This window comes from Paenibacillus sp. FSL H8-0259 (assembly GCF_037963255.1).
GTDB lineage: Bacteria > Bacillota > Bacilli > Paenibacillales > Paenibacillaceae > Paenibacillus_AQ > Paenibacillus_AQ phytohabitans.
Genome location: NZ_CP150147.1, coordinates 4270278 through 4287295 on the forward strand (window position 1 = coordinate 4270278; position 17018 = coordinate 4287295).

General features: G+C 52.6%; 15 protein-coding genes. All 15 read right to left on the minus strand.

Going from position 1 to position 17018, the window contains the following annotated elements; all coding sequences use genetic code 11:
• Window positions 1–64: 64 nt before the first annotated feature.
• The 15 genes from NSU01_RS18115 to NSU01_RS18185 all read right to left on the minus strand — a co-directional run bounded on the left by NSU01_RS18115 (window position 65) and on the right by NSU01_RS18185 (window position 17014).
• On the minus strand, window positions 65–517 hold the full coding sequence (locus tag NSU01_RS18115; RefSeq protein WP_052421891.1) for a hypothetical protein: 453 nt from the start codon (window positions 515–517) through the stop codon (window positions 65–67).
• Between the two features lie 173 nt (window positions 518–690).
• Window positions 691–2649, minus strand: coding sequence for an ABC transporter permease (locus tag NSU01_RS18120; protein ID WP_076243115.1), 1959 nt, complete (start codon window positions 2647–2649; stop codon window positions 691–693).
• Window positions 2639–3406: an ABC transporter ATP-binding protein gene (locus NSU01_RS18125; RefSeq protein ID WP_039291976.1), complete on the minus strand. Its 768-nt coding sequence runs from the start codon at window positions 3404–3406 to the stop codon at window positions 2639–2641. Before NSU01_RS18125 ends, NSU01_RS18120 begins: the two co-directional genes overlap by 11 nt.
• A gap of 87 nt (window positions 3407–3493) precedes the next feature.
• Window positions 3494–4525, minus strand: a complete 1032-nt coding sequence (locus NSU01_RS18130) for a HAMP domain-containing sensor histidine kinase (RefSeq protein WP_052421892.1) — start codon at window positions 4523–4525, stop codon at window positions 3494–3496.
• Complete coding sequence (locus NSU01_RS18135) at window positions 4522–5226, minus strand: response regulator transcription factor (protein ID WP_042137605.1); 705 nt, start codon at window positions 5224–5226, stop codon at window positions 4522–4524. Before NSU01_RS18135 ends, NSU01_RS18130 begins: the two co-directional genes overlap by 4 nt.
• A gap of 45 nt (window positions 5227–5271) precedes the next feature.
• Window positions 5272–5520 carry a phosphopantetheine-binding protein gene (locus NSU01_RS18140; protein ID WP_042137607.1) on the minus strand — a complete coding sequence of 83 codons (249 nt, stop codon included), beginning with the start codon at window positions 5518–5520 and terminating at the stop codon, window positions 5272–5274.
• The gene (locus tag NSU01_RS18145) at window positions 5517–6887 is read right to left on the minus strand and encodes a radical SAM protein (protein ID WP_076243114.1); all 1371 of its coding nucleotides are present in this window, start codon (window positions 6885–6887) and stop codon (window positions 5517–5519) included. Before NSU01_RS18145 ends, NSU01_RS18140 begins: the two co-directional genes overlap by 4 nt.
• A complete protein-coding gene (locus tag NSU01_RS18150) occupies window positions 6884–9814 on the minus strand; it encodes an amino acid adenylation domain-containing protein (protein WP_076243113.1) in 2931 nt (976 codons plus the stop codon). Before NSU01_RS18150 ends, NSU01_RS18145 begins: the two co-directional genes overlap by 4 nt.
• A 5-nt stretch (window positions 9815–9819) precedes the next feature.
• Entirely contained in the window at window positions 9820–10083 is a 264-nt protein-coding gene (locus NSU01_RS18155; protein WP_339303507.1) for an acyl carrier protein, read from the minus strand.
• A gap of 30 nt (window positions 10084–10113) precedes the next feature.
• On the minus strand, window positions 10114–11721 hold the full coding sequence (locus NSU01_RS18160) for an amino acid adenylation domain-containing protein (RefSeq protein WP_076243111.1): 1608 nt from the start codon (window positions 11719–11721) through the stop codon (window positions 10114–10116).
• A complete protein-coding gene (locus tag NSU01_RS18165; RefSeq protein ID WP_076243110.1) occupies window positions 11714–12868 on the minus strand; it encodes an acyl-CoA dehydrogenase family protein in 1155 nt (384 codons plus the stop codon). Before NSU01_RS18165 ends, NSU01_RS18160 begins: the two co-directional genes overlap by 8 nt.
• A gap of 56 nt (window positions 12869–12924) precedes the next feature.
• Entirely contained in the window at window positions 12925–14571 is a 1647-nt protein-coding gene (locus NSU01_RS18170) for an AMP-binding protein (RefSeq protein WP_042137615.1), read from the minus strand.
• A gap of 22 nt (window positions 14572–14593) precedes the next feature.
• Entirely contained in the window at window positions 14594–15628 is a 1035-nt protein-coding gene (locus tag NSU01_RS18175) for a hypothetical protein (RefSeq protein WP_039291955.1), read from the minus strand.
• A gap of 16 nt (window positions 15629–15644) precedes the next feature.
• The gene (locus NSU01_RS18180; RefSeq protein ID WP_076243109.1) at window positions 15645–16718 is read right to left on the minus strand and encodes a 3-oxoacyl-[acyl-carrier-protein] synthase III C-terminal domain-containing protein; all 1074 of its coding nucleotides are present in this window, start codon (window positions 16716–16718) and stop codon (window positions 15645–15647) included.
• A gap of 26 nt (window positions 16719–16744) precedes the next feature.
• Window positions 16745–17014 (minus strand): acyl carrier protein, encoded by a 270-nt coding sequence (locus NSU01_RS18185; protein ID WP_076243108.1) that lies wholly within the window; start codon window positions 17012–17014, stop codon window positions 16745–16747.
• Between the last annotated feature and the right edge of the window lie 4 nt (window positions 17015–17018).

Genomic DNA, 17018 nt, shown 5'->3' on the forward strand with positions numbered 1-17018 from the left:
TGACTTCTCCTACTCTCTATATCATATAATGAACAACTATGAAATTCTTGTATATTGAAACCCCTCAATCAACATAACTATTCTCAAAAATATCCATAAAAGCGGTCACCAGTTGCGATTGCGTTACTGTATCCGCATCTTCCGTCTCCGTCAGTTGCCATCCGTATGTACCATACTGCTGATAGTTCTCCATAGACAAAGGACGCAGCTCAAACTCTTTGCGGATAGCTTCAATACCTGCAGCATAATCAATCTTCACCCGGGCGAACGCCTGTTCCGGGTCCTTGAAAACTGCATAACCTTTGCGGTCTGCCCCAATATGATATGCCGGATCATCTCCCCACTGCGTAATGTCTACAGAACCTTTGATTCCCGGAGCACCAATCACATACTCTCTAACATACTTATTCTTGTTACCGGACTGAGAATGGTTCGAATACACCCACAGTGCGGCCAATATCACGAATGACAGCAAAGCCAAACAACCCATAACCTTAGATTTATTCATAGATTTCATGAGGCTTATCCTTTCCTTAGATGGATGCAACAAAAAAGCGGATGCACCAGGACCGTGAATCCAGCCTTTGACTGCCGCTTTTTGGAGAAACAAATCAAAAGATCCACACCATTTAAACAGGCCAAGAATCAGAGACGATTCCCAGCCTGCCTTGTTGCCAGCTATACTAAACCTTATGCCGCACGGGTCAGCTTCCGGACAACCTCCTGGCTGTACTTGCGCTTGGTGATGAAGTAAAAGCTGAGCTGGAATACGAAATAGATCGCGACCACAATCGTTGTATTCTTCATGAATTCGCCAATGATGTCGGACCCGCTCATGACGTGGGTGATTAGATAGATGAAGCAGTAGCCGAAGATGCTGCCCAGCAGCAGCGGAACAAAGAAGGTGATGAGCAGCTCTGCCGATACTACCGACCTTATCTCCTTATCACTGATCCCAATCTTATACAGCTTGCGGAAAAAGACGGTGGCGTTCCCGATTTCGGTATATTGCTTGAAATACAGCACCATTCCGCCTGCTACAAAGAACAGTACACCGATCAGTGAGGTGACGAACACGAAGAGTGAATAGTTCTTCTTCAGCTCCTTGTAGGCATCCACTTTGGAGGCTACCGCAAACATCTGCCCGCTTCCATCCTTATCCGTAGCATTTAGCGTATCCTTGAGCTTCTGGACAACCCCTTCTGTCCCTTTCCAGGCTGTAAAATCAATTCCGTAGTGGGTCCCCATTGCATTCGGGCTTACCTTGGACTCCATATTCTTGTAATCCTCATTGCTTACTACAATCCCTGAGCTAGTTGGATAAGAGCTCGCTGTGGCAAACCAATCCCCGTGATAGGATGATTTCACCTTGTAATTGAAGGTTTGCGTGCCATCCGTGAATTGAATCGCCTCCCCTTCGCCAATGCCATGGGTGCCCGGCTCCCAGGCCGTAACAATATTAAGAACTTCCCCGGCGCCAACCGTTACCTTCTCCCCGGTCAGAGAGTTGTACATGTCCTGCGACACAATCGGCTTCGTCTTCAGGACATCGTATTTATCTCCTTCCAGATTCATTTTGAGATTCAGGAAGCTGGTTTCCTGGACCGACTTCAGCGGCTCGGAGGACTGCTTCAGCACCTGCTCCAATTGTCCGCTCTCCAGCACATGCACGCCGGCTACCGAGATATACTCGATATCATACTTATTTCGTTCCGCGATGCTCTCCGACAGCTGCAGCAGCGAGAATGGCGAAGCAACGAGAAAGATAGTCATCCCGCTGAGAATGCTCAGAATGAACATAATCCGCTTGTTCTGATTGAATTTGTGATTGATTTCGGTGATGGACAGGATATGCCGGTAATAGAATTTCTTATTCTTCAGGAAGCTGATCAATGTGTTCCCAAGATGGGAGATGACCATGTAGATCCCGATGAAGCTAAGCAGGATATAGGTAATAATCATAAAAGGATTCGTATTCAGGCTTTCGTGATTGGAGATTACCACCAGGAAAATGATCGAGGCCACAACCAGCCCCACACCTACCAGCCCAAGCCGGGTATCACTTGTCTTCGCCTGGTTATCCTGCTTGCGGGAATCCTTCATCAGATCTGCGATGTCCAGCTTACCGACCTTAACACTTGAAATCATCTGTGAGGCGGCAAAAATCACGGTAAATACAACCGCAGTGACGATGAAGCTCGCCGCGCTCAGTGAATAGGACACCCCTTGCAGATCCAGCAGATCAATCGCCACATTCTGGAACAGCCGTGAAAAGATCGCGCCTGTGATAATCCCGGCAATGAGCGAGGAGACACTGATAAACAGATTCTCCAGCAGGATAATCTTCTGCAGATCGTTCTTGTGCATCCCAAGCGACATAAAGATGGCAAATTCCTTGCTTCTCGACTTGATGAACGAGAAATGCGCATAGTTGATGAAGAACACCGAGAACAGGGTCAGTGCAGCCAGACTCAGCATTAGCACAATCTGGATCACATCCTCTGTCGCCCCTTCCCGGATGCTGTTATTGAACAGCAAGGCGGCATAGAGGAAAAAGATCGTAATTGCAAAGGCGCTGCAAATGAAATAGGAGAAGAAATTCCGCACATTGCGTTTGAAGTTCTTAATCGTGACATCTCTAAAGGTCATTTCGTTCCCCTCCGATGATCGCTAGGCAGTCGAGGATTTGATCAAAAAACTCCTTGCGGACCCCGCTGCTGACAATCTCCATGCTGATGGCACCGTCCTTGATGAAGATGATCTTTTTGCAGAAGCTCGCGGCGAAGGCGTCATGAGTCACCATCAGGATGGTGCTCTCCCGTTCCTGGTTCATCTTCTCGATACATTTCATCACTGCATTGGAGGACTTGGAATCCAGGTTGCCTGTAGGCTCATCGGCGAAAATAATATCCGGATCATTCACAAGCGCCCGGCTGACCGCCACCCGCTGCTGCTGGCCGCCCGATATGTTGTAGGGATACTTGCCGGCGATTTCCTCAATGCCCAGCAGCTTCATAATCTCTTCACTTTTGGCTTCCATTTGTGCTTTGTCCCGCTTGTCAAGGATCATGGGCAGCATGACGTTCTCCTTCAGTGTCAGACTGTCCATCAGATTGAATTCCTGGAAGACAAAGCCGAGATGCTGTCTGCGGAAGAGCGCCATTTCATTCTTATCCAGGGAGGTGATATTCTTGCCCCCGATAAAAACCTCGCCGTAGCTCGGCTTACCGATGCCGCTCAGGATATTCAGCAATGTGGTTTTGCCGCTGCCCGAGGGGCCCATGATGCCGATAAACTCCCCCTTCTCTACGTTAAAGCTGACGGAATCCAGTGCCACTGTGGAATTCTCACCATTCTGCACACCATAAACCTTCTTAACCTCTTTGACTTCCAGTACTACGCTCACAGTTTCATCTCCCGTTTGTCATATATTTATCCTCAATTACAGCTTATAGCTTCATTGTAGTAGACACTGGATTCCATATCCATCCATTTACATTACGTTATCTTTCATTTTTGAAAGGTAAGAAATCTGCACTTCTGTGCCTTGATTGACTTCCGAGGTAATCGTGAGACGGTGTCCCAGCTTCCGGGCTATTTCTGAGCAGACATAGAGGCCGATGCCTGTCGCCTGGTGATGGGTACGTCCGTTTTTTCCGGTGAAAAAGGGCTGGAAGACCCGCTGCAAATCGACGGGCTCAATGCCGATCCCCTCATCCCGGATGGACAACACCACCTTGTCGCCACGCTGCTCAATGCGGAAGTGGATGGATTTCGTCGCTTCGCCTGAGTCAGAGTATTTAATTGCATTGGAGATGATCTGATCCAGCATCGCCGTATTCCATTTGCTGTCCGTCATGACCATAATGCGCTCGTCCTCACATTCGATCACCGGGTAGACATTATTATAGATATATTGATTCCGTTTGCTGTTAATCAGGCTTCTGAGTGATTCCAGCAGGTTGATAGGCTCCGGATTATAGTCCCGGGTGAAATGCTCCAGGCGGAAGAACTTCAGCATCTGGTTCAGCATGCTAAGGATTTTATCCTTCTCTTCCTCGATATGCTGCAGGGCCAGGGCATGGCCGGTGGGGTTCATTTTGTAGTTCTGCAGAATGAGGTCGATGACTGACAAGGGCGTTTTGAGATTATGTATCCACTGCGAGATGAACTTATGGGTGTTGTCGGCCTGGGCTTTGACCTCATAGATCTGGTCCTGATAGCTATGGTGTATCCGGTGAATGAGCTGAATAACGGCTTGCTGCTCGTACGAATAGCCCTTCTCCTCAATCTCGATATTCTCGGATAACAGCTGTATTTCCCGGTGGGTGGAGACGTATTTGATCAAGCGGAAGCACATAAATATAATAAATACGTAAAAATAGATGCTAAGTAGGTACATGAGCTGGATATTGCTGCTGATAAAGAAATTGCAGTATACGCTCACCAGGATATGACTTAAAAAATAGACAAGGGTGAACGACAGATGATCACGCATGAAACCCCGAAACAGCTTAATGCTCACTGGCGGGTCCCTCCGATCATAGCCGAATCAAAAATGTAACCCACGCCTCTTTTGACTTTGATTACATCCTGAAAGCCGAGACTGGCCAGCTTGCTTTTGACCCGGGTGACATTGACCGTCAGCGTATTATCCACGACGAAATGCACATCATCCCACAGTTCTCCCAGCAATTCTTCCCTGGTGACAATGGTATCCATATTCTCCATCAGCTTCTTCAGCAGCTTATATTCATTCTTGCTGAGCTCTTCAACGGCTCCCTTGCAGGAAATACTGAAATTGCGGTCATCCAGATGAATCGGCAACGGCTCTTTCTCCGGCTCCGGCTTGCCCGCATATTCCCCGTAATTCCGGCGCATGATCGCCATAATCTTCGCCAGCAGCACTTGAATATTCAGCGGCTTCACGATATAATCATCCGCCCCCAGCTCCATGCTGAGCACCTGGCTGGATTCCTCATCCCTTGCAGAGATCACAATAATCGGCACCGTTGTTTTCCTTCTGAATACCCGGCAATAATAGAACCCGTCATAATAAGGCAAATTCAGGTCAAGCAGCACAAGCTGCGGCGCTTCCTGCTCGAAGATCTTCTCCACCTGCAGGAAATCCGCAACCTCCACCACTTCATAGCTGTATTTGCGCAGGATATCGGTCATCAGGGTTCTGATTTTGATATCATCCTCGACGATCATGATCTTGAACAATTGGCTCACCTCTTAGCAGCCCTGGCAGTCCTGAGACAATCGCTGTTATGAAGCCTCCGCCAGCTTGTTATCGATAAACCCGATAATTGTGGCAATGCTCGCGAAGTGTTCATGAATCAGTTCCTCGGGCAGAATAATAATCTTGAATTCCTGCTCCAATCTGGAAACCAGATCCAGGAGACCCAGGGAGGTCAGCAATCTGGACTCGAAAATATCGGTGTCCAGGTGCAGCTCCCCTGCCGGAATACGGGTCAAACCCGCTACGATCATTGTAACTTGTTCTGTGATTTTCATATACTATTTTCTCCATTCCTGGTGGATTTGTAGTAGGGATCAAAAACATGGGCAATCGCCCGGATAAAGTACGTACCGGTAAGGGTTACTGTAATTCGCGGAGAGTCCACACCCAGCAGCAGGCCATCCTTCTCCATGCCTCTAAGCACGCTCAGCTCCTCCTGAAAATAAGAGTCGAAATCGATACCAAAGCACTCCTGAAGCATTTGCTTGTCAATAGGGTTACCGCCCAGCAGCTGCTTCAGAATAATATCCTCACGAATGGCATCCTCCCCGGACAAAAGATGGGTCTTGCCGGTCTCAATAGGGAATCTGCCCAGATCAAGCGCGGAGCAGTAACGATCCATCGCCGGGACATTCTTATAATAGAGTCTGCCAATCTTACTGACTGCCGACTTGCCCAGACCCAGCAGATGCTGGCTGCTTCTTTCGGAGGAGCCCATGAAATCACGAACCACATGCATTCCGGGATGCTTCTCCCGCCCGTTGTTGCGGATAAAGGTATCACTACCCATCTCAGTGTAGTCCTGGGACAAATACTGGCGGGCCAGCTCGAACAGGCGGGACACCATATAATTGTTAGGCAGGCTGAGATGCGGGATTTTGCGCTGCAGGGGGTAGATGGCCGGGTAATGGGCATAGGGAAAGGCTACGATTTTATCGGGGGCGATCCGTACGATCTCCTGCAAGGTACGCTCGAATTCCCCGAGTCCCTGAAAGGGCAGGCCATAGCATAAATCCACATTGACGGTGAAGCCCATGCTCCGGGCAAGGCCGATAATCTCCCGTGTATCCTCAAGATCGCATTCCCGGTGAATCGCATTCAGTACCCGGGCATCAAAGTCCTGAATGCCAAAGCTGATATAGTTAAACCCCAGTGTCTTCAGCAGCCGCAGCTTGCCTTGGGTAACAATCTGCTTGTCCGGGTAAGCCTCCAGCTTTATTCTGGCGTTGTCTTCAAAATCCACGTACCGGGCAATAATTCCGTACAGCCGTTCGATCTGCTGTTCATTCAAATAAGCGGGAGTCCCGCCGCCCCAGTGCAGATTACCGGATTTCAGCTTCCGGGAACGGCCGGAGAGCTTGAGTGCCAGCTCCTGCTCCAGCGCATCGATATAATGATCCTTGTCTTCATCCTTGCCGCTCAGCACCCGGTCACAGCAGCAGTAATAGCAGATCGACTTGCAGAACGGAACATGCACATAAACCTGTGCTTCTTCGATTTCCTTAAGCTCCTGAGCTATAGCAGATTCATCCGCAGGCTGGCGCCAGTAGCTGTCCACCGGATAGCTTAAATACATGGGAAGGTTATATTCGTTGTACTTTTGCGATAAATAATGCAGCTGATTCTGAATGGTCTGATTCATTGCCAAGCTCCTTCCTTGCCCCGGCTTGCCGGGCGGCACATCATCTCCATGACTTCCTGCTCCTTGTGTACAATGTCTTCCAGTAAGCGGCCATGTACAGTTCTCCAAGTGTCCGGCAGCGCAATGCCTTTGCTGTACCTGATCAGGTCACTGCGGATCTCCAGCCATGCACCGGTAATTTCTCCGAGCCTGGCCGCAGCCGCTTGCCTTTCGGTAAGAAGACGCTCCAGCCGGTACTTTTCGGCCCGCTTAGAATCAATGATGGCGTTCAGGCCAGCAATCTGGCGGTTAATGTGCTGCTCAGTATAACTCCAGTGCTGTGAAGTATAGTGATCTTTGAAGGCGGACAACGTCAGCAGGCTCTGCGTAATGTCGTCCCGCTGTGTGCGGTACAGGCAATTAAGTCTATTAACATCTGGCAGCAGTTCATAGGTGTACAGCCGCTGGAAGCGCGGGAATTCCATCAGGGTGTACGTCTGCGCAGAAGACATTAGATGCTGGCGGTACCCATGATAACTGTTCAGCAGATCCTCTGCTGCCAGGGTCCGTTCCCTGTAGTTCAGCGCATCCTTATGGCTGTGCTCCAGCACAATAAACTGATCCTGCGCCTCACTATAACCGTAAACCAGCAGCGTGTGGGCAAGATGCTTCTTCATATAAGCGTCTCTACGGGCCGGCTCATAGAAGCTGTCTACCCAGAGAATGAACAGGCTTTGCCGGGCCAGCCCAGTGATAAGCCTCTCCTTCAGCCCGTTCCCGCCCTGCGGGGACTCATACCGGGCCGTAAGGTGCAGCTGCTCCAGAATAGCTTCCGGGGGCGCGGATTCCATGCAGGCCGCAGAGAGGTACGGCTCTGCCTGTGCAGAATCAAGAGTATACACAAACATATCGCTGCTCAGAAAAGTGTTGATATTCCGGCCAAAGACATTCAGTACAGGAAATAGTGAGTTATATAAGCAGCTTTTGTAATAGAGATCGTTAAACGGCTGTGGCTGTGTGAACTGGCAGGACAAGCTCGGCTCCGTTATGATCTTTACCGGGAGGCTGGAGGCAGCTGCGACTTCCCCGCAGTGAACCTGAACCGGTGGGATACAGGCTGCACTTACCCGCGGAGTAACTCCCGCTTCCACAATCCCGGCCTGCGCCCGAATGGTAGAGGCGCTCAGCAGCTCTTCGTAAGAAAGGGGAATGCCCCTGCGGGCAAGCTCACTCTGCAGCGTAACAGCCTCAATCGAGCTTCCGCCAATTTCGAAGAAGTCATGGTCCAGTCCGATGGGTTCAAGCTCCAGGACAGCCCCCCATGCCTGGCAAATGGACTGCTGCAACGGAGTAGTGCAGGGTGTGAATTCACTATCCGTAAGCATGTTGTGCAGAGAAACCTCAGGCAGCTGCTTTTTGTCCACCTTGCCGTTGGCATTCAGCGGGAAGTGCTCCAGCCGGATGAAGACGGACGGGAGCATATAAGCAGGCAGGCGCGCAGCCAGGTACTGCTTAAGTCCAGCGCCGGAGACGGCTTGCGCGGCAGTCAGATAGGCACAGAGGAATTTATCCCCTGAACTGTGGCTCCTGGCCATAACAGCAACATCCCGGATGCCCGGATATTCCAGCAGCAGCTTCTCCACTTCCTTCGTCTCGATGCGGAAGCCGCGGATCTTGACCTGATCATCGCGGCGGCCGAGGAATTCGATAGTTCCGTCCTCCCGCATCCGGCCCAGGTCGCCTGTCCTGTACATACGGTCTGCCTCAGATTCGCGGAAGGGGTCCGGCATGAAGGCTTGTGCCGTCTTCACCGGGTCCTTGATGTAGCCGCGCGCTACCCCGATACCGCCGATATACAGCTCACCTGTCTCTCCCGCCGCAACCGGCTGCAGGTCATCGTCAAGAATGTACCAATAATTCTGTTCAACCGGTATCCCGTAGGGAACGCTTGTCCAGTCCTCCCGGACCTCCGTAACCGGATAATAGATGGACCAGACCGCAGCCTCCGTAGCACCGCCGAGAGCGGTCAGCTTCGCCCGGGGGAAGTAACGCGAGTAGTTCCGCGCCAGCTCCAGGGGAACCCAGTCTCCGCTCAGGAAGATATGCCTCAACTCCAATTGGGCGAAATCAGGGATATACTCCGCCAAGTGCCGGACCAGATAATGCAGCGTGGTCGGAACGGAATTCCAGAAGGTGATCCTCTGCTCCATCAGCAGCCGTGTTAAGCTGTCCGGATCAGTAATCTGCGGCTCCGGACACAGGACGATCGTGCCACCGGCGGCCAGCAGGCCGAAGATATCATACACAGATAGATCAAAACACACTGAGGTTACGAACAATCCCCTGTCATGGCTGCCTATCTGCAGCTCCCGGTTCACCCAGGAGATTAAATTCACAGCGGAACGATGCTCGATCATTACGCCTTTGGGCATGCCGGTAGAGCCGGAGGTGTACATGATATAGGCCAGATCGCTGCCGTCAATAGAGATATTCGGGTTGTCTGCCGGATAGTCTGCTGAATTGGGAGCAGCGGTTGCGCCAGCTTCAGCAGACCCCAGGCGGATCTGAACCGGCACATTGAGCGGTTCATCGTCTTCACAGATAGCAGCAGAAGCCCCGGAATGCTGCAGAATATAGTTTTTGCGGCTGGCCGGATAGCCGGGATCCACCGGGACGTAGGCAGCGCCGCTTTTTAACACGGCAAGCAGGGCCATGACCAGATTCATATTGCGCTTCACACTTACGCCTACATGATCATTCGGACGAACGCCCCGGGCAATCAGCTCATGTGCCAGGCAATTGGCACGCCGGTTCAGCTCCTGGTAGCTTATTGACTCTCCGGCAAAAACGATGGCCGGATGCTCCGGCTGCTGCACTGCCCGGGCTTCGAACGCTTCGTGCAGCGTGGCAGCAGCAGATATGGACAGCTTGGAATGGGAGTCGGCCAAAGCTCTCACCTCCCGGGCAGGCTGCCCTGCGGATGTTCACTGCTCAGCTCAGCGGTCAGCGCAGTCAGCTCGCCCAGCGTCTCACAGCTGAGCAGCTCATCTACATGCTCTTCCAGGTTCACGTCAAGCCTGCTCTCCACCATCGCGATAATCTCCACAATCATCACCGAGGTAATGGCCAGATCACCCTCAACCGACAAGCCGGGATGCAGCTCCTCCTTGTCGAAGTAGCATACGCTGGCTATAATCTCATACAGCTTGTCCTGCATCTGCACAGTCTTCTCTCCCCTCATCTTCCTTCAGAGCCGCTTGCGGAATTCATGCTTCAATTGCTGCCGGTCAACCTTGCCGCTCCCCCCTGTAGGGAAGCTGTCAAAGATATGCACCATATCGGGAATCATATAGCGGGGCAGCAGCTTGCCGACAGCCTGCTTCAGCCCAAGGACGGTGAAGCTGCCAGCTTCATGTACAACCACGGCAGCGCAGATCAGCGGATGGCCTTCACCATCCTGGATATCCACAACCGCGGCATCCAGAATATTCTCCATGTCATGCAGCACGCGTTCAATCTCCGGCAGCTCAATGCGAAAGCCGGAACTCTTAATCAAGGCGTCTTTGCGGCCAATCAGGACGAGCACTCCGTCTTCATTAACCATAGCCATGTCCCCGGTACAGTAGAGCTTGTCTCCAAGACCCCAGTCCGGCGGTATACTGCGGAAGCTCTCCTGCGTGAGCCGAGGATTGCGGTAGTAGCCCTTCATGACAATCGAGCCTCTTACGCAGATTTCCCCCTCTTCACCCGTACCGGCAAGACGTCCGTCAGAGGTTACCACCACAACTCCGGTATTGCCGCAAGGATACCCGATTGGTACGGGAGTGTCGCGTATACCGTCTTGCTCACTCAGCGGATAATAGGTACAGACGTTGGTTTCAATCAGCCCGTACAGATTGTAGAAATCCGCCTCTGGCAGCAGCTCCATCACCTGGTGCAGCAGCTTCGGCTGCAGAACCTCGCCCGCAAACAACACGCCCCGCAGCGAAGGCAGCCCGCCTGCTGGCAACCGGCCGTATTGGACCACGGCAGCCCAGAGTGAAGGCACGGAATAGACCCAGCTAATTTCCCCCTGTTCGATGGCCTTGGTAAAACGCGCCGGATGCTGAATGACCTCAGCCGTCAGGAGGACGAGCGTTGCCCCTACGGCAACCGGCACGAAAATATCAAATACCGAAAGATCAAAATGAAAAGGTGCGATGGCCGCGAAGCGTTCATGTTCTTCCGGTTTGAAGTAACCGCAGCACCAGTCAATGAAGGTTCTGGCATTCAGGTGGGTAATCATCACGCCTTTGGGTACTCCTGTGGAGCCTGAAGTGTACAGAATATAAGCCAGATCCTCGCTGATCGGCTGTCTTCTGCTCTTGTACAAATGGCGCAGGGGCTGCTCCGGCGCAGCTTGTACGATCATGCCGAAATCTGCGTCGTCCAGTTCGGCGCCCCCCTCCACCAGCAGTATATGAAGTAACCTCAGCCGCTCCAATTGCTCTGGATTCGCACCTTGCAGCAGCTTCAGCAGGTTCGCACCATCAGTAACCAGAAACCGCGTCCCGCTCTGCTCTAGAATGGTCAACATTCTGTGTACAGGAGAGTAGCTCGTGTCCAGCGGAATGTACGCCCCTGCGGTGAACAGTACGCCGAACATGGCGCATACTGCCTGCGGGGACTTGTCCAGACAGATTGCAGCGGTCTCCCCCGGCTCCATGCCGGTATCGATCAGTGCATCTGAGATTTGAATACTGCGCCGAAGCAGCCCGCCATAGCTTAGCTCCCTGCCTTCAAAGCGCAGCGCAGTCTGGTCGGGGCAGCGCTCAGCGCTGCGGAGCAGGTAATGCTGAAGCAGGAAATCACTCATACCCTTCCCCCAGACCTTCCAGCATGATTTTCTTCTGCATCTCGCTCGTTCCCGAGTACAGCTTGGAAGCAAGGGAATCGCGCATCTGCTTCTCCGGCGGGCTCTCCTTCACATAGCCGTAAGCTCCCCAGATTTGCACTGCCGCAAGGCTGTTCTGCACCTTGGATTCGGAGGTATGCAGCTTCAGCATGGAGGCGCTGTGCATTCCGCAGCGGCCTTGGTCAAAGTCCTCGCACACCTTATACAGCATCAGCCTGCTTGTTTCCATCCGGATTCTCATCTGGACCAGCTTGTCATAGACCCCCTCGAAGGAGCGGATGGCCTGCCCGAATTGCTTCCTCTGGCCCGCATACTGATAGGTCTGTTCATACTGCTGTTCCATGGCTCCAACATGATAAGCACTGACTATAATACGCTCCCACAGCATCGCCTTGAAAAAAATGCCCATCCCCTGCCGTTCCCGTCCCAGCAGCCTGTGCGCCGGAATGCGGGTGTGGTTCAGCAGAACCTCACTCATCGGGCTGGTCCGCAGGCCCATCTTCCCGAAGACCTGTCCAATCTCGTATTCCTGCTGCCGCGCTTCCAGAATAAAGGCCGACACATCCAGCATGGGCAGGCCTTCCGCATGCTTGCCGTACACCAGCAGGATGTCGGACTCCGGGGCGAGTGTTGCAAAGGTTTTGATGCCATTCAGGATATAACCTTCCGGTTCCTTCTCGACAGAGGTGGTCATGGCGGAAGAATCAGAGCCCGCCCCAGGTTCCGTAATTACGCTGCTGCCGATGAATCTTCCATCAATGAGCGGTGCCAGATACCCGGCCTGCTGCTCCTCACTGCCGTATACCCATAGCGGCACTTGGGCCGCCGACATTTGAGCGCATACCGAGAAGACCAGGCCTTCATCCTGGCAGCGGCGCGCCAGCGAACGGATCGCCAGCGCCGTGGTCAGCATTCCCTGCTCCGCTCCTCCATACGCTGCCGGAAAGGGAAGTCCGAGCACGCCGGTACCGGCTAATCTGGACCATTTATCCCTGCGGAAGGTGCCGCTCTCGTCATCCGCATACACTCCGTCATTCAAATACCGCTCACAACATTCCTCCATTAAGCCGCAGATCTGCCGCTGCTCCACGGTATAGCTGAAATCCACAATAAGCGCCCCTCGACCTGTGATTTATTGAAATATAAGAATTTGAAGCCAAAGCCTCACTTTGCGGGGTTATCTTGTAGCTCCCCGGCCATGCCTCTGACGATCATGTCATTGAGCAAAAACTGGCTTTCCGCCGGAATACCCTCAACGGCCCATCTTCGGAGGATATTCTTCTGCACCTTCCCGGATTCCAGCACCGGCAGCTGGGAGACGAGATGCACCCGGTCCGGGACCTTATAGTTGGCGATTTTGCCGCGGCAATAGGCTTTGACCTCACCTTCGGTAAGCAGAACTCCGGGCCTTGGGATCACAAAAGCAGCCAGGGCCTCACCCAGAATCTCGTCCGGCTCCCCTACAACTGATACATCCTCAACCTTGTCCATGTTCAGCACACATTCTTCAATATCTACCGGGTAGACATTGAAGCCGCCGCGGATGACCATATCCTTGATGCGGCCGGCAATGCAAATATTGACGCCGTCCTTGTAATAGCAGGCCAAATCGCCGGTGTACAGCCAGCCTTCCTCGTCAATTACCTCACGTGTCTTGGCTTCGTTGTTGTAGTAGCCCTTCATCAGATAACCCCTGATTGCCAGCTCCCCGATCTCGCCCTTCGGCAGCTCCTTGCGGTCCCGGTCTACAATCTTGACCTCGAAGCCTTCAATCGGCCTGCCGACTGTGTTCAGCCGGACCTCCGGCGGATCATCCAGCCGGGTCATTGTGACCAGGCCCGTAGCTTCAATAATGCCGTAGGCATTGATTAGCGTGCAGCGGGTCGTTTCCTCGATGGAGCGGGCTAAATACGGGGTACAAAGGGAACCGGAGACCACGACCTTGCGCAGCTCCCTGAACAGCCCGGGCTTGCAGTAAGGCATGGCCAGGATCAGGCTCCACATCGTCGGCTGGGTGTGAAAGAGGTTGATCCCGTTTTTGGCGACATGGGTCAGAATATCATTCGGATTGAAGTTGGAGATCCATTTCATCGTGATACAGGAGACAAAGTAGACGAGCACGGCATTGAAGCCCTGCGCAGCATAGAGAGGAGCAATCGAGAAGCCGATATCATCGTGTATATCCAGCAGCTGCCCGCCATAGTAGGAGGTGGCCACCAGATTGCGGTGCGTGATCATCACGCCTTTGGGGTGGCCGGTGGTTCCGGAGGTGTAGCCGAGAATCGCAATATCCTCAGGATCAATAGCTTCGAGCTGTCTGTCCTGAAAAGGGACTGTGAGCGGCTTCAGCAGCCCGGCAAAAGACATGCTGCCCGGTGCAGGCTCATCGCCAAGCACGATATAATTCCGGATCGCCGGCAGTTCGGGACGAAGCCCGGACAAGAGAATTTCCTCATAGTTAAAAATGCCCAGCCGGTCCTGGTAAATGATCGTCTCCGCATCGGAATTATCCAGAATCCGCCGGATTTCATCCGGCTCATACCTTGTGCTGACAGGAACAATCCACGCGCCGATTTTGAACAGGGCGAAGTAGACGTACAGATATTCAAGACTGTTGGGCAGCAGCACGGCCACCTTGTCGTTCTTCTTAATCCCGAGGTCCAGCAAATTGCCGGCAATGGTGAGGGAATAGTCATACAGCTGCGCGAAGGTGACAGTCTCCTGCTCGAACACGACCGCAGGCTTGTCCGGGAAATCCCTTTGTAATGTATCCAGCACGCAGTCAATGGTCAAACGTTCATATTGGATCATCGGTGTGCCCTAGTCTCCTTTGTTAACCCAAATAGGATAAATCAAAGCCTTCGAAATGCTGCGCTGCCTCTTCCTCATTCAGAATGGCGCCGATACAGCCCGGCAGCCTGCGGGGGCGCTGCATGGCCGTCATAATATACTGGATATAATTGAAGTTGTTCGAGAACGAACGGATGCCGATGGCCTGCATGATGATCCCGATAAACGCTCCGGGAGCCAGATTGGTGTTCATCATTTTGTCCGCAAAATCCGGAAACAGTACCGCCTTCAGCTTCTCCACGCATACGAACAGAAATTTCTGCATACGGATGAAGATATAATCCTTGTCCTTCTGATAGATTTCGTCTGTATGGACCAGCTCCCCGTCCAGGTAGAACTCCGCCAGAATCGGAGATTTCAGCTTCATATAACCTTCCTGGTCGAAGGTAATATGATTGAACACATCGTACAGGACGACCGTATACTTGATGTCCTCCTTACCGCTGAACGCCTGGAGCCCGGTCAAATACAGATTGCCTTCAGCGGCGTAAATGTCTACGATATCTTCCTCATAAAATAAAGCGCCGGGTCCAGTGTCCCCATGCTGCTTGTGCATGAAATAGGAGCTGTAAATCCCGCTCATAATCTCAAAAATATGAAAACATTTAAACCGGTCAAAGCGGAGCCGGGCAGCGAGTTTTTTGTCAAACCACTGACCCTCCAGCTCCTCCTTCAGCTTCTGCTCCAAGTAATCCCTGGAACAGAGCACACCCTTGCCGCCGTTAAAAAGATCATCCACCGCCGCTTCCAGAATCAGTCCGTCCGGGCTGACGGTAAGATGAACCATGAAGGACAGGGAGACATCCTGCTTGCGCATGCGGGTGATATCCCGCTGCCAGCCGATAATATGCAGATTCCCTTCATCATCCGTCTGCAGGTTGGTGCCCCGCGCCCTGATCATGGGCACGAGCTTGTCCGTGCAGGAATAGTTGCCGTAGGCGACCTTTTTACGGATGATTGCTTTGTCGAGCGGTTCTCTTACGATCAGCTTGGGAACGGGAAAATTCGTGGCCGTCATAGTCTGCGTTCCTCCCTTACCATATGAGATATGCCGCCGCATAGGTTAAGCCGCAGGCACTGCCCAGCAGCAGGATCGAGTCTCCCTTACGCAGCAGCCCCTGCTCCTCGGCGATCGCCAGACCGGCGGGAATATTGGCGCTCCCCATGTTGCCGTTCTCGGGGAAGGTATTAACGGGGAAGACTTTCTCCGTCTTGACCTCCAGCTTGTTCAGCAGTGAGTTGGTGATATTGCGGCCCAGCTGGTGGGAGAAGATATAATCAATGTTGTCCTTGTGCAGCTCATGCTCCTCCAGGAATTCATAGACAAAGCCGGGCATATCGCGGATGACATTGGCGGCAATCCCGCGCCCGTCCGCCCAGCTCATGAAATCCATTCCCTCGAACCTTGGTGCGGGCATATGGATTTTGGGCGATACATACAGCGACAGCTCCCAATCCGCATGGTTCCTCTGCTCCCCGTAGTACTGGATGGACTTCTCGCCATTGTCAGCACTCAGCAGCATGGCGGCGGCTCCGGCCCCGGCGAACAGCAGATTCATTTTGTAATCGGCTTCTTCAAGACTGCCGACTTTGCCCGCATAGTTGGAGGCCTCCAGCAGCTCCAGCGGATTCTCACTGGTGACAACGAGGATATTGCGGTATTTGCCCGATTGGATATAGAGGCTGGACAGCTCCATCGCTTTCAAGAACCCGTTGCAGGTGTCGTTGATGTCGTAATAATTGCCCCGGGTCATTCCCAGCTCATGCGCCAGGATAATCGCATAAGACGGTTCACGGAAGGGATTACACACACCCACGAACAGCAGCAGGTCAATTTCGCTTGCTGTGATGCCCGCTTTGCCGATCGCTTCCTGCGAGACCTTAACGGCCATCTGCACAGAGCTCTCCTCCCGGTAGTCCGCTGAGCAGGAACGGGTCGTAATTTCCAGAAAATCGAGCTTTCGCTTGCTGCCGTACACCAGCTGCTCCAGATCATCCTTCGGCAGATGCTGAAAGTACTTCTCCGCGAATAAATCTACGATCTCCCCGTTCGTCATCCGCCCCTTGGGGATGTAATAGGATAGGGCACGTATAGACAGATTCAACATGGTCATGCTCCTCTGCATCAAGATGATTAATTGCCGGTCTGCGCGTCCAGGACCAAACTTCTATAGTTGTCAAACAGCTCATAGGCTTCGCCCAATGTCCGGGTCATTACCCGGTCTTCGGGATTGAACATGACCTGGTACTCTCTTTCGAGCCTAAGCATCACATTGACCAAAGATAAAGAATCAACCCCCAGCTCCAGCAGCAGATTGACCTCCGGGGTCAGTCTTGAAGCTTCAATCCCCAAATATTCGGCAAAGATTCCCTGGAACTGTGCAAAGCTTATCCGTTCTTCCATATGC

What these genes read in the sequence shown, in the direction of transcription:
- NSU01_RS18115 (WP_052421891.1), bottom strand. Translation starts at nt 517, where the DNA reads ATGAAATCTATGAATAAATCTAAGGTTATGGGTTGTTTGGCTTTGCTG.
- NSU01_RS18120 (WP_076243115.1), bottom strand. Translation starts at nt 2,649, where the DNA reads ATGACCTTTAGAGATGTCACGATTAAGAACTTCAAACGCAATGTGCGG.
- NSU01_RS18140 (WP_042137607.1), bottom strand. Translation starts at nt 5,520, where the DNA reads ATGAAAATCACAGAACAAGTTACAATGATCGTAGCGGGTTTGACCCGT.
- NSU01_RS18145 (WP_076243114.1), bottom strand. Translation starts at nt 6,887, where the DNA reads ATGAATCAGACCATTCAGAATCAGCTGCATTATTTATCGCAAAAGTAC.
- NSU01_RS18155 (WP_339303507.1), bottom strand. Translation starts at nt 10,083, where the DNA reads ATGCAGGACAAGCTGTATGAGATTATAGCCAGCGTATGCTACTTCGAC.
- NSU01_RS18160 (WP_076243111.1), bottom strand. Translation starts at nt 11,721, where the DNA reads ATGAGTGATTTCCTGCTTCAGCATTACCTGCTCCGCAGCGCTGAGCGC.
- NSU01_RS18170 (WP_042137615.1), bottom strand. Translation starts at nt 14,571, where the DNA reads ATGATCCAATATGAACGTTTGACCATTGACTGCGTGCTGGATACATTA.
- NSU01_RS18175 (WP_039291955.1), bottom strand. Translation starts at nt 15,628, where the DNA reads ATGACGGCCACGAATTTTCCCGTTCCCAAGCTGATCGTAAGAGAACCG.
- NSU01_RS18180 (WP_076243109.1), bottom strand. Translation starts at nt 16,718, where the DNA reads ATGTTGAATCTGTCTATACGTGCCCTATCCTATTACATCCCCAAGGGG.
- NSU01_RS18185 (WP_076243108.1), bottom strand. Translation starts at nt 17,014, where the DNA reads ATGGAAGAACGGATAAGCTTTGCACAGTTCCAGGGAATCTTTGCCGAA.